15 protein-coding genes are annotated in these 11302 nt (G+C 67.9%); 5 read left to right on the top strand and 10 right to left on the bottom strand.

Annotated features, from left to right (window positions below):
* Positions 1-60: 60 nt before the first annotated feature.
* Entirely contained in the window at positions 61-981 is a 921-nt protein-coding gene (locus QK444_RS23135) for a helix-turn-helix transcriptional regulator (RefSeq protein ID WP_282783603.1), read from the bottom strand.
* A gap of 543 nt (positions 982-1524) precedes the next feature.
* On the opposite strand from QK444_RS23135, the gene QK444_RS23130 reads away from it, so the two are divergent.
* The 3 genes from QK444_RS23130 to QK444_RS23120 all read left to right on the top strand — a co-directional run bounded on the left by QK444_RS23130 (position 1525) and on the right by QK444_RS23120 (position 2878).
* Entirely contained in the window at positions 1525-1989 is a 465-nt protein-coding gene (locus QK444_RS23130) for a hypothetical protein (protein ID WP_282783601.1), read from the top strand.
* 57 nt (positions 1990-2046) lie between these two features.
* A complete protein-coding gene (locus tag QK444_RS23125) occupies positions 2047-2502 on the top strand; it encodes a hypothetical protein (RefSeq protein WP_282783599.1) in 456 nt (151 codons plus the stop codon).
* 190 nt (positions 2503-2692) lie between these two features.
* Positions 2693-2878, top strand: a complete 186-nt coding sequence (locus tag QK444_RS23120; protein WP_282783597.1) for a lipopolysaccharide assembly protein LapA domain-containing protein — start codon at positions 2693-2695, stop codon at positions 2876-2878.
* Between the two features lie 148 nt (positions 2879-3026).
* On the opposite strand, the gene QK444_RS23115 is transcribed toward QK444_RS23120, so the two are convergent.
* From QK444_RS23115 to QK444_RS23105, 3 genes are all read right to left on the bottom strand, one after another.
* Positions 3027-4769, bottom strand: coding sequence for a GAF domain-containing sensor histidine kinase (locus tag QK444_RS23115; RefSeq protein WP_282783596.1), 1743 nt, complete (start codon positions 4767-4769; stop codon positions 3027-3029).
* 58 nt (positions 4770-4827) lie between these two features.
* Complete coding sequence (locus QK444_RS23110) at positions 4828-6072, bottom strand: acyl-CoA desaturase (RefSeq protein WP_282783594.1); 1245 nt, start codon at positions 6070-6072, stop codon at positions 4828-4830.
* Positions 6073-6152: 80 nt separating this feature from the next.
* The gene (locus QK444_RS23105; RefSeq protein ID WP_282783592.1) at positions 6153-6323 is read right to left on the bottom strand and encodes a hypothetical protein; all 171 of its coding nucleotides are present in this window, start codon (positions 6321-6323) and stop codon (positions 6153-6155) included.
* Positions 6324-6621: 298 nt separating this feature from the next.
* Here QK444_RS23105 and QK444_RS23100 point away from each other — a divergent pair, with 298 nt between their 5' ends.
* Positions 6622-7158, top strand: a complete 537-nt coding sequence (locus QK444_RS23100) for a DUF5994 family protein (RefSeq protein WP_282783590.1) — start codon at positions 6622-6624, stop codon at positions 7156-7158.
* Positions 7159-7285: 127 nt separating this feature from the next.
* Entirely contained in the window at positions 7286-8023 is a 738-nt protein-coding gene (locus QK444_RS23095; protein ID WP_282783588.1) for a TetR/AcrR family transcriptional regulator C-terminal domain-containing protein, read from the top strand.
* Here QK444_RS23095 and QK444_RS23090 read toward each other — a convergent pair.
* The 6 genes from QK444_RS23090 to QK444_RS23065 all read right to left on the bottom strand — a co-directional run bounded on the left by QK444_RS23090 (position 7983) and on the right by QK444_RS23065 (position 11239).
* Positions 7983-8462, bottom strand: coding sequence for a DUF5994 family protein (locus QK444_RS23090; protein WP_282783587.1), 480 nt, complete (start codon positions 8460-8462; stop codon positions 7983-7985). The two genes, QK444_RS23095 and QK444_RS23090, sit on opposite strands and share 41 nt — an antisense overlap.
* Before the next feature lie 69 nt (positions 8463-8531).
* On the bottom strand, positions 8532-9239 hold the full coding sequence (locus QK444_RS23085; RefSeq protein ID WP_282783586.1) for a TetR/AcrR family transcriptional regulator C-terminal domain-containing protein: 708 nt from the start codon (positions 9237-9239) through the stop codon (positions 8532-8534).
* Between the two features lie 103 nt (positions 9240-9342).
* Complete coding sequence (locus QK444_RS23080) at positions 9343-9498, bottom strand: DUF6131 family protein (protein ID WP_282783584.1); 156 nt, start codon at positions 9496-9498, stop codon at positions 9343-9345.
* A 197-nt stretch (positions 9499-9695) separates the two neighbouring features.
* On the bottom strand, positions 9696-10310 hold the full coding sequence (locus tag QK444_RS23075) for a hypothetical protein (protein WP_282783582.1): 615 nt from the start codon (positions 10308-10310) through the stop codon (positions 9696-9698).
* Between the two features lie 73 nt (positions 10311-10383).
* Entirely contained in the window at positions 10384-10914 is a 531-nt protein-coding gene (locus tag QK444_RS23070; RefSeq protein ID WP_282783580.1) for a DUF5994 family protein, read from the bottom strand.
* Positions 10829-11239: a DUF5994 family protein gene (locus QK444_RS23065; protein ID WP_282783578.1), complete on the bottom strand. Its 411-nt coding sequence runs from the start codon at positions 11237-11239 to the stop codon at positions 10829-10831. Before QK444_RS23065 ends, QK444_RS23070 begins: the two co-directional genes overlap by 86 nt.
* Positions 11240-11302 lie beyond the last annotated feature (63 nt).

Here is an 11302-nt window from a genome sequence, read left to right as displayed (position 1 = left end):
CCCCCCCACCACCCCCACCCCCAGTTGCGGCCGACCCCTCGTGCGGCCGCTGGAAACAGGTCAATTCATTGCGATGCGGTGTATTTCGGCGCGGAGTTCGGCGAGAAACTCGCGGGCGTCGTTGTCGAATACCGCCATTCGGGTCAATGCCACCCAGTGGCGGCGGTGGGCGTCGACGAGTTCGGGCCCGCGAGTGACCAGGCTGCCCGCGATCGGCTCGGCGGCGGCGACGGCGTGGTCGGAGTTCTCGTAGATGACGAAACCGTGCGGGATCGTGGTGCTCGCCTCGATGTCCTGCGGAATCACCCCGATGGTGACGGTATCGAGGGTCTCGATGGAGATGATCCGGTCCAGCTGGGCGAGGAGCACGCGATGCGGGCCGGGCCGAAAGCGCAGGGCCGCTTCGGTGATCAGGAATTCGAAGCGCTTCGCGGGGTCGTAGAGCACCCGCTGGCGCTCCAGGCGCGCGGCGAGTGCGGCCGCCAGGGCGTCGGGCGCGTACGGCGGATCGAAATTGGCGAACACCCGGCGGGCGTAGTCCGCGGTCTGCAGTAGACCCGGCACCAGTGAGGGCTGGAAGTTGCGCACCGCCTGCGCGTCCTCTTCGAATGCCCGGACGTCGTCCTGCAGATGCGTGCGGTCGGCGAGCGCGGCCGCCCAGTCGCGCACCTCGGGCGAGTGCGCCGCCTCGGTGAGGGTGCGTAGCGACTCCCGGCAATCCGGTTCCGCCCCGACCGCCTCGGCCCAGTCGAGTACCTGCGGTAGCGGGGGTACCACCTGCCCGCCCTCGATCCGCGACAGCGTCGACTGGCTGATCCCGACCCGCTTGGCCAGCTCCCGCCCGGAGATCCCGGCCAGGTCCCGCAACCGGCGTAGCTCCGCGCCCAACTGCTGGCGCGGATGCGTCTGGCGCGCAACAGCATTCGCGACGGCTGCTGCCGTCGCGGTCGCGTCCTCCGCCGGGTGATTCAGTGGAACCATGATGATTCGAATCGAATCATTTTGATTCAGCGGAGTCAAGCGCGCGCGGTCGACGAGAGTCCGCCGCTCGCAGTCGATCCGGCGCTCGCGGCCATGGGCGGAGGTCTGATTTCAGCGGTAGCGAGGCGGGCCGCCGCCACTGGAGTGATGTGCGACACAGCTCGGGCATGGTGCCGCCGAAACGCGGCGTGCACGGGTGGTTTCGATCTTTGCGCCCCGGTGCCGTAGGCGGGCGGCACCGCCCGGCAGAGCTGACTCCGCATTGCCAGCACTTCCGGCGGCCGTCGGCGATGCTCCGTGGGACGGACCGCCGGGACCATCGACTCCACAAGTGGTTGCGAACGGCCGTATCGGCATTGCGGTCGTGTGATCACGATAAACGGCATGACCGCCGATAACTCGGGGCGCGACGCCATCGTGACATGGCTGCTCGAATCCCCGGAGTGCTCGATTCGATGGCTTACACACACCCGGGTGCTCGGGACGGACCCGGCCTCGCCAGAGGTCCGAGCGGTCCGGGAGTCGATCGCGACGAGCCCGCGTGTGCGCCGTCTGCTGTCGGAGCGGCAGGGCGACGGGACTCTGCCTTTTCATCCCTATCACGCGACATGGTATGGGGCACATTGGGTTCTGGTCGCACTCGCGGAGCTCGGCTATCCCGGCGGCGACGAATCATTGGTTCCGTTGCGAGAGCAGGCGCTGGGCTGGCTCTTGTCCGGTGAGTACGAGGAGCACTACATGGGCCGCGTGCGGGGGCTGACCACCCTGCACGCGTCGATAGACGGGAATCTGCTCTGGGCGCTGCTGCGTCTGGGGCTCGCCGACGAGCGCATCGACCATCTTGTCGGCCGCCTGCTCGCCACCCAATGGCCCGACGGCGGCTGGAACTGTGACCGGCACGCCGACGGTCGCGTCTCATCGTTTCACGAGAGCCTCGTTCCGCTGCGCGCACTGGCCCTGCACGCACAGCTCACCGGACATGAGGACAGCCGCGCCGCGGCGGTGTGAGCCGCCGAGTTGTTCACCAGCCGTCGCCTGTTCCGGCGTGCCAGCGATGGTTCCGTGATGGCGGAATCATTTCTGCGGCTGCACTATCCGTTTTACTACCACTACGACATCCTGTTCGCGCTCACCGTCCTCACCGAGGCCGGTCTGGCCGACGACCCGCGCTGCGCGGAGGCTGTGCGGCTGCTCGAATCCAAACGGCTGCCCGACGGGGGCTTCCCCGCGGAGGCGCGCTTCTATCAGGTCCGGACCAAGGCTGTCGGTACGGGCCGATCGCTCGTCAGCTGGGGGCCGACCAGCCGGAACCGGTCCAATCCATGGGTGACCTGCGCCGCGCTCTCGGTGCTGACGCCAGCCGGTCGTGAACACGCCGACGTCGTGGAGGCTACGAACGGTTTCGGGCAGGCGCCAGCGGGTAGCCGCAGGACACCGAGCGGAGCCGCACTCAGCCCGCCGCGGGGCCCGGCGACACCACGCCGGGGGACCGCTCCACCCGAAGGAAGTCGACCGCCATGAGTACACCTGATCCGCGCGAGCGCGAGACATCCCCGCGAACCGAACCAGATCTCGCCCCTCCAGGCGCGCCGGCCGATATGCCGGACCGTCGCGCACCGGCGCGACCATCCCCGCGCAGCGGTATCAAGCACACGCGGGTGGGTAGGATCTGGGGGTATCGATCGCGATCGGCGCGCTGCTGACGGTGCTCATGCTGATCTTCGTTCTCCAGAACACCGATGATGTGAACATCGCCTTTCTCGCCTGGAACTTCGACATTCCGTTGGGCGCGGCCTTGGTGCTCGCCATGATCACGGGGGTGCTGGCGATGGCGCTCGCCGGTGGGGCACGAATCTGGCAGTTGCGCCGGGTAGCGACCAAGAAGCCGGACTCCTGAACGCCCACACGGGCGCGTTACGACGGAAGCGGTCCTGCGCGGGTACGGGCGAGCCGCCCCACCTGTGGATGTGCGGGTGTCGGCCGGTGCACTCAGCCGGGCCAGGGCGTCAACCTCTGGTGGATGGCGGGTCGGAGAGGCACGATTCTCACGGGAGAGGCGCGGTCCAGCACAAGCGGGTTCCGGTGGGTTCGGCGGGGCCGGTGGTGAAGTGCCCACCGGCCTGCAGGGCGCGGTGGGCGAGGTTGCTCAACCCGCTGGGGGTGATGTTCTCGCCGATGCCGCGACCGTTGTCTTCCACGGTGATGATGAGGTCGTCGGCGACGGTGACCTCGACAATGAGGATGGTCGCGCCGGAGTGGCGCACAACATTGCTGACCGCCTCACGAACGACCGCTTCGGCGTGATCGGCGAGGGCGGGGTCGACTACCGACAGGGGTCCTGATACGCGTAGGCGCGGGGTGATGGCGGAATCCGCGGTCGGCTGGGCGAGGGCGTCGTCCAAGCGTTGCCGTAGCCGCGTGGAGGTGGTGTCGCCGCCGTGGAGATCGAAGATCGCGGTACGAATCTCGCCGATGACCTGCTGCAGGTCCTCGGCCATGTTCGTGACGCGCAGCCGGATGGCGGGGTCGCGCGCTCGCGCGGCGGTGCCCTGTGCGCCCAGACCGATGGCGAACAGACGTTGGATGACGTGATCGTGCAGGTCGCGGGCAATGCGGTCGCGGTCGGAGATTACGTCCAGCTCGCGTAGCCGCTGCTGGGTGTCGGCCATTCTCATGACCAGCGCCGCTTGGTCGGCGAAGGCGGTGGCCAGCTCGATGGTCTCGTCGGAGTAGGGACCCGGGTGGGGATCACGCACGACGATCAGCACACCGAGCACCGCCTCTGGGGTGTGCAGCGGCAGGATCAACGCCGGGCCGGTTCCGGGCAGCGCATTCCCGAGGAGGTGGGTGTGGCGGTCGTCGAGCTGAACCGAGCGATGCTGGGTGTAGGCGTCGCCGACAGCGGTCGCCGTCAGGCGCACCACCCGGTCGCGGCCTTCGGTGTCGGGTCCGGCCCAGTGCGTGACGGTGAGTTCGGTGACCTCTGGTGAAGGTACTTCGGTGTCGTCGGGAACCGCGAGCACGGCCTGGATCGAGCCGGTGAGGGCGCGGGCGTGTTCGACGACGTGGGCCAAGACCTGCCGCGAGTCGGTGCCGGCGAGGAACTCGGTGGCGATATCGCGGATCGCGGAGATCCACGACTGCCGGGCACGGGTGGAGTGATACAGCCGCGCGTTGTCGATCGCGACACCGGCGGCCGCCGCGAGTGCCTGCACGATCACCTCGTCGTCCTCGGTGAACGGCTGCCCGTCGGCCTTCTCGGTCAGATACAGATTGCCGTACACCTCGTCGCGGATACGGATCGGAACCCCCAGGAACGTGTGCATGGGCGGGTGCCCGGGTGGCAATCCGACAGCGGTCGGATGCTGGGCGAGATCATCGAGCCGGATCGGTTCGGGCTGGGCGAACAGTAGGCCCAGCACCCCGTGCCCGCGCGGCAGATCACCGATGCGAGCCCGCGCTACGTCATCGATGCCTTCGTAGACGAATCGTTCGAGCTGCGCGTCGTGCCCGCGGACCCCCAGCGCACCGTAGCCGGCACCGACCAGGAGGGTGGCCGCGTGCACGATCGTGCGCAAGGTCTCATCGAGGTCCAGCCCGGCTGTCACCGACAACATCGCATCCACCAGTCCGTCCAACCGGTCGCGGGTGTCGATCATCTGATAGATCCGGTCGCGGGTCTCGGCCGCAAGTTCCCGTAATCGCAACTGCGACAGTGTATCTCGCATCGTTTCGAAGTCGCCGGTCGGGTTGCCGACGGCGTCCGTGTGCACTTCGTTTGACGGCATGATCTGTCCTTCCGTCCCGGCCTGTCGGTCACAGCGAGGGGGCCGGTGAACCCGCCCGCTACGGCAGGCCTCCCGTGTCGAAGGCACGGACGCGCGCCCGTCGATGGTGTCTGTCCGCGGACTGTGCGGTCCGCAATCCGCGACGGCCGGCGGGCGCGGCGGCGCTCCGCACGGGCGGCACACCGAATTTGCGTTCCGACGCCGTTTCGGGTGCGTTGTCGGAGGTGGCGCTGAGCAGGCGGTCCGGGAATGCCAGTTTGTGGATGGTGCGCAGGGTCAGCAGATACTGTCGCACCAGCGGTCCGGTGGTGTAGGGCAGGTCGTACTTGTCGCACAGGGCGCGGACCCGCGCCGCGATCTCGGCGTAGCGGTTGCTGGGCAGGTCGGGGAACAGGTGGTGTTCGATCTGATGGGATAGATGCCCGCTCAGGAATGCCAGCACCGGACCGGCCTCGAAGTTCGCGGTGCCCAGCATCTGCCGCAGATACCATTCCGATGTGGTTTCGTGTTCGAGCACGGCGGGGGTGAACTTCTCCGCGCCGTCCGGGAAATGACCGCAGAAGATCACCAGGTAGGCCCACAGATTGCGGAGGGTGTTGGCGGCGGCGTTCGCTGCCAGGGTTCGCCGCCAGCGCCGACCGCTCAGCGCCGGGAAGAGTACGTAGTCCTTGCCGATCTGCCGCTCGACCTTGCGGATCAGGGCTCGTGTCTGAGTGTGCTTCTGCGATTCGGTCGCCGCGCGATCGTGGTCGGAATACAGGTCGTGCAGCGCGATTCCCCACTCGAAGGTGGCCGCCAGGAACAGGTTTTGCAGCGGTTGCAGCAGGAGTCGCACGCGCCACGGCTGGTCGCGGGTCACCCGCATCACGCCGAAGCCCAGGTCGTCGTCGGCGCCGAGCACATTGGTGAACACGTGGTGGCGGTAGTTGTGCGAGTATCGCCACTGGGAGGACACGCCCGCCATATCCCATTCCCAAGTGCTGGAATGGATTTCGGGATCGTTCATCCAATCCCACTGGCCGTGGCTCACATTGTGGCCGATCTCCATGTTCTCGATGCTCTTCGCCGTCGCCAGCGCCGTGGTTCCGAGCAGCCAGCCGAACTTTCCTCTGCCGCAGGCGATTATCAGCCGGGCCGCCACGTCGAGTACGCGCTGCGCCGCGATCGTCCGGCGGATGTACGCGGCGTCCCGCGTGCCGCGCCCGTCCTGGATGTCTGCGCGGATCGCGTCGAGTTCTCGCCCGAGCGCTTCGACGTCCTCGGGGCTCAGGTGTGCGTACGCGGCGACCTTCGTGATTGCCATTTGTCGTGTCCTCGAATCTCTTGACTCGCGCGGTGGGGCGGCGATCGATCCGGGCGACGGTGCCTGGCGTGCGACGCCGGTCAGCGCTGGAGCATCGCTCTGACCTTGTTCACGGTTCGTTGGACGGCGTGACCGGCGGGCCTGCCGCCGTGATCCGCGCGCCGGCGACCGGCGTCGTCGGTTCCGGCGAGCAGCTTGCGCAGCCGCGCTCGCGCCGCCTGTAGTCGGTACGCGGTCCTGTTGTCACTCATCGGGGTATCCCGTCTCCGGCCGATCAAATCGCGCCCGGGGCCGCCGTAGTGGTGGCCGATCAACCGATGCGAAGGCCGGTTCGAACTCCAGCGTAGGCGCGCGAACGGTGTATGTCTACAGCGTAGGCAGCCAATGTGGACAACAGGTGGACTCGCGGACGGGTCGTCGGCGTGCCACCGATGCCGCGGGGGTACTCTCGGGTTATCGGTGGCACATCGCATCCGGTCGACTCCAGACCGCTTCGTCACGCGATTCTCTAGCAGCCCGGCCGTTCCCGGTCGAGACAGGAGCGTCTCCATGACGCCGAAGCCGCCCCGTGCCGACCGACCGGTCCCGCCCGGCGACGACGTCCCGCACGGGCGCGGAGCGCCCACGCCGCGCGTGCTGCTGAAGCCCGCGGCACCGAGAACCGGTTATGTCGACGGAGTGTGGTGGCCCTATACCGACAAGCTCGCGGAGGAGTTGCCGGGCCTGCTCACCCGCCTGTCGACGCGCCTGCACCCCGTCCTCCGGGTGGGCTACCACCTCGTGGAGTGGGCGACCTCGCCGGGAGAACTGGTCGTATCCGGGCAGGCGGTCCGGCTCGACTGGCATCACGACATCGCCCATACCGTGATGGTGGCCGGGCCGGGAAATCGACGACTCGTCCTGTTGGTCGTACCACCCGACACCGACCCCGGCGACGCGTACACCGCCATGACGGCGGCGGCCGCCGCGAACAATGCCGCGCGGCCGGACGATCTGCTGCAGATCGGCATCCGGAAACGGCGAGAGCGCACACGACGGGCGGCCGCCGTGCGGCGGTGGGCCGCACGCACGACGTCGATCAACTGACCAGCGTTCCGACGGTCCGTCGCCCGGAGCGCGGCACCGCGCCGACGTAGGTCATCGCGGGAATGTCAACGCTGTATGTCTACGATTGCCCAATCGGAGATTCCGATGGGAACGGAGGACATCCCGGATGACCGAACGCCCTGCCGATCGGAAGAACTCCCGATCCGTGCGCCGGAGGTCCGGCGTCGCCGGTACCGCCGCTCGCCGCGACAGGCCGGTCACCCGCGCCGTGGTGCTGGACGCGGCGCTCGAACTCATCGACCGCGACGGCGTCGACGCGTTGTCCATGCGGCGCCTGGCGGAGGCGGTCGGACGGGACCCGATGGTGATCTATCGGCATGTGCCCAACAAGGCGGCCGTGCTCGACGGGGTCGCCGAGATCGTGTTCGCGCGGCTGACCGTCGACCCCGCCGACACCGACTGGGCCGGTCAGCTGCGGGGGATCGCACGAGACTTCCGCGGCCTCGCGCTGGCCCATCCACGAGTGGTTCCGTTGTTGGTGACCCGGCCGCTGGCCACTCCGCTGGGAATGCGCCCGCCCGCGGTGGTCCGGCCGCTCGAGGACATCCTCGAATTGCTCACCCGCGCCGGGTTTTCCGGTGCGGACGCGTTGCATGTCTACCGAGCGTTGTTCGGGTTCCTCTACGGGCATGTGCTCAACGAGTTGCAGGAGGTCGTGGAACGACCCGAGGAGACCGACGAGGTGCTGCGTCTGGGGCTGTACCGGCTGCCGATCGAGGAGTTTCCCCGGGTGCGGGGGCTCGCGTCGGCACTCGCCGCCTACGACGGCGGCGCGGAACTGGAACGCGGCCTCGACATCCTGCTCACCGGTCTCGCCGCGACCCTGCCGGGTCTCGGGCGCTGACCGCCGCCTCCCGGTCCGCGCCCGCGCCGCCTTCGGAGTCCCAGCGCTGCTGCGCGGCCGCCATATCGGTCGAGTCCACCGGGGAGATGACCCGAAGGACGAGCTTAGCGTCGATGGCCACCCCGAGAATCTCGACGGTGTGCGCGGGCGCATGCCGGTAGCCGTCGAGTCGGACCAGTCGTTGGCCGAAGCCCAGTTTTCTGGGGGCGGATTCCCACTCGTCGAGGTGATAGACGACGCGGTGAATCGGCCCCAGCCGAGGCGTGAGTGCTGCGAGCAGGTCCGGAAGCTCGGCGGTGAGGTCGCTGCTGTAGGGCCGCCAATAGGCGGCTATGGTCCCGGCGCCGGGCGGGGCTGACTCGAGTCGCGGTGAGTGTCCGGCGGATGTCGGTCGACGTGCGGTGGTTTCGGTCGGTTGTGGCGTTGGTTGTGACGTCATGGTGAACACCCTTCTCTCGCGAGTTCGTCATCGGTGGAGCTCCTGGGGTTGCCTCCCGCCGGCGAGCGGTCATGGTTCGGCGCACGGAGGCGACAGGGTGGCGGTGAGGCCGGTGAGCAGGATGTCGAGGCCGTGCTCGAGCTCCGCCGCGCCGTCGTAGGTGGTCAAGTCGGTGGCGAGGCCGCGCAACAGTGGGAATTCGTCGATCGGCAGGCGGTGCAGGCCCAGGCGCAGCAGATCGGTCGACTCCTCCGGGAGTTCCACTATCTCCTGCAGCTCGGTGAGGACGTGGCCGTAGAGGAAGCCGAACAGGGCGCGGTAGATGCGCAGAGCGTCGGCGCCGGAGAACTCCGCGTCGATGAGCAAGCGCAGGATGCGCTCCACCGGTCGCAGGGTGCCGATGGGGCGCAGCCCCAGCGGGGTGGCCAAGGGGCGGGTCACCAGTAGCGGAACCGTCTTGGGATGGGTGAGGGCGGTATGGCGGAAATCCCGTGCGATCAGTCGCAACTGATGGCGCCAGTCCGGATCCGAGGCGTCGACGGTCAAGTGCTCGAGTACGACCTCGACGACGCCGTCGAGCACCGCGGCCTTGTTCGAGGTATGCCGGTAGATCGCCATCGGATCGCGGCCCAGCGCTTCGCCCAAGCGGCGCATGGACAGCTGATCGACGCCCCGGTCGTCGATGATCTCGAGCGCTGCCGCGAGGACGGCGGCGCGGGTGAGTGGGATGTCGTGGGTGCGCGGGCCGCTTCTCGGTCCGGTGCGTTTACGGTTCATCAGTCACCTCGCGACCCGAATTCTGGGCATCAGTAGTCTGTTTCGCGGCCCGTACGGACCTCTGAAGCGAACGCGGGGTGAACGCGATGGCCCGAGCGGCCGGTCAGTAGTAGTGGCGTCGGCCGCCGACGGTGTGCCCACGGCGACCCGCGAGCAGGAGTCCGGCGCCGAGGGCGAGGATCAGCACTCCGGCGATATCGAAGACGATGTTGTCGACGATGAATCCGACCCCGAGCAGAAGTGCGCCGAGAATGATCATGAGCGGATACCTGATTTCGGGCAGGTGACGCCGGACTCGGCCGGCACCCCTCCAGTAGACACCGCCTGGGCCCCTGATGTCAACAATGTAGGTCTACGTACTAGAGCTCCATTGGTCGTCCAGAACGTAGCTCTACATCGTTGACTATTCGGTCGGCGCGGCGTTCACTGAAGTGGCAACGCCGAGATCGCCGGTGCTCACGGTGTATTCGCACCGGATGACCGCGCGGAAGTCGCGCCAAGTCTGCTGACCGGTTTCTCCGTGACGGGAACATCCGTCCCGTCGCCTTCGGCTGAATTCGAGGCAAACCGATGAACGACCAGTCGGCCCCAAACCGCACGGCATCGCGTCCACTCGGTGGGAGCGACGATGTCGATCCACCGTTCGTCCGACCCGCTGAATGGACTCCCCGCCACGAGGACCGACGAGCCGTTCGTGATGAGCTGATCGAGCGATATCAGCCGCTGGCCGAACATATCGCCGGCAGGTTCGCCGTCGGCGGCACGAACACGGACAGCCTGTTGCCTCACGCCCGGGCGGGGGTGGCGCTGGCTGTCGATCGATTCGATCCCGGCGGCGGAACATCGTTCCTGTCCGTCGCGGTGCCCACGATCATCGGCGAGGTCCGCCGGAATTCCCGGGACTATCAGGGGGCCGAGTGGATACCGCGGTGGCTCGCGCGGATCCGCCCGCCGATCGGCCCCGCCATCGATGCGCTGTGCCGTCGGCTGGGGCGGATGCCCACCGCCGGCGAGATCGCTGCCGAAGTCGGTGGAGACCGGGTCGAGGTGACCCGGGCTCTGGTCGTTCACAACGCCCGCCGCAGATGCTCCGGTTACGACTCCCGCTTCGAATGATGTCGAGCTTCAACGGAACCGCACGGTGCTATCCCAGGACTTGTCGCATCCGCTCGCCGGCGCGGTCCGGATCGGTATCGGAGGGGATGATCAACAGGGTCATCTGGGTGCCGTCGGTTGCGACAGCCTCCATGATGTCGGGCGGCTGATCGGGTTCGGGGCCGTGGGTGTGCACGTCATCGTCGCGATCGATGTCTCGTTGGGCGAGGCTGATCGTGTTCCAGGCGAAGCCGATCCGGGCGAGGGGGCCCAGTCGCGGAGTGAGGGCGCTGATGAGGTCGTGTAGTTCGGTGGTGAGGTTCGGTGTCCACGGCCACCAGGCCCCGTCGATCGGTGCCGGGTCGGCGTCGCGCTCGCGCAGGAGCAGCCGGGGGTTCGGGTCGGGGCGGGGAAGGGCTGTCGTTCGCGCGAGGACGTAGTCGTATCGGTCATCTCGGCGTGGTTGGTAATGGGTCTTTCCCGGGGGGTGTGGTTCATGGCAAGAACTCCGAATCCAGGTCCGATCCGATCGCGCGGCCGGCCGTCGCCAGCATGGCTCGCGCGAAGGGACCGTCGGCATCAGCGGGAACGGTCTGGACAACGATCACGGTGCCGTCGACTCCGCACAGGTAGATCGTGCCGAACAGCTCGAAGGGGTAGGGGTCCAGCCGCATGGTGCGGTTGTCCAGCAGGAGCTTCCGTCCGGCTGGGGCCCAGGGACGCGGGTCGAAGACGGTGCGCCACACCGGTCCGGTCCGTGACCGGAGTGCGGTGATCAGGTGCGGGAGTTCGGTGGCGATATCACTCGACCGCGGCCACCAGACCGCGTCGATGTATCCGCTCGATGCGGATTCGGGGCGTAGACTCAACCGTTCCGGATAGGTAATGCTCGATCGTGGCGTCATCAGACGCTCCTGTCGTGGGCGGGGGAAGGCCAGATTTTGGAATTAGGGGGCGGCCCCCCCCCG

Origin of the sequence: Nocardia sp. CC201C, from assembly GCF_030010695.1 — a bacterium.
GTDB classification, from domain to species: domain Bacteria; phylum Actinomycetota; class Actinomycetes; order Mycobacteriales; family Mycobacteriaceae; genus Nocardia; species Nocardia otitidiscaviarum.
This window is presented reverse-complemented; position numbering and strand designations above follow the sequence as displayed.

What these genes read in the sequence shown, in the direction of transcription:
- QK444_RS23105 (WP_282783592.1), bottom strand. Translation starts at nt 6,323, where the DNA reads ATGAGTGACAACAGGACCGCGTACCGACTACAGGCGGCGCGAGCGCGG.
- QK444_RS23120 (WP_282783597.1), top strand. Translation starts at nt 2,693, where the DNA reads ATGCTGATCTTCGTTCTCCAGAACACCGATGATGTGAACATCGCCTTT.
- QK444_RS23090 (WP_282783587.1), bottom strand. Translation starts at nt 8,462, where the DNA reads ATGACGTCACAACCAACGCCACAACCGACCGAAACCACCGCACGTCGA.
- QK444_RS23085 (WP_282783586.1), bottom strand. Translation starts at nt 9,239, where the DNA reads ATGAACCGTAAACGCACCGGACCGAGAAGCGGCCCGCGCACCCACGAC.
- QK444_RS23135 (WP_282783603.1), bottom strand. Translation starts at nt 981, where the DNA reads ATGGTTCCACTGAATCACCCGGCGGAGGACGCGACCGCGACGGCAGCA.
- QK444_RS23080 (WP_282783584.1), bottom strand. Translation starts at nt 9,498, where the DNA reads ATGATCATTCTCGGCGCACTTCTGCTCGGGGTCGGATTCATCGTCGAC.
- QK444_RS23125 (WP_282783599.1), top strand. Translation starts at nt 2,047, where the DNA reads ATGGCGGAATCATTTCTGCGGCTGCACTATCCGTTTTACTACCACTAC.
- QK444_RS23070 (WP_282783580.1), bottom strand. Translation starts at nt 10,914, where the DNA reads ATGCCGACGGTCCCTTCGCGCGAGCCATGCTGGCGACGGCCGGCCGCG.
- QK444_RS23115 (WP_282783596.1), bottom strand. Translation starts at nt 4,769, where the DNA reads ATGCCGTCAAACGAAGTGCACACGGACGCCGTCGGCAACCCGACCGGC.
- QK444_RS23065 (WP_282783578.1), bottom strand. Translation starts at nt 11,239, where the DNA reads ATGACGCCACGATCGAGCATTACCTATCCGGAACGGTTGAGTCTACGC.
- QK444_RS23110 (WP_282783594.1), bottom strand. Translation starts at nt 6,072, where the DNA reads ATGGCAATCACGAAGGTCGCCGCGTACGCACACCTGAGCCCCGAGGAC.
- QK444_RS23100 (WP_282783590.1), top strand. Translation starts at nt 6,622, where the DNA reads ATGACGCCGAAGCCGCCCCGTGCCGACCGACCGGTCCCGCCCGGCGAC.
- QK444_RS23095 (WP_282783588.1), top strand. Translation starts at nt 7,286, where the DNA reads ATGACCGAACGCCCTGCCGATCGGAAGAACTCCCGATCCGTGCGCCGG.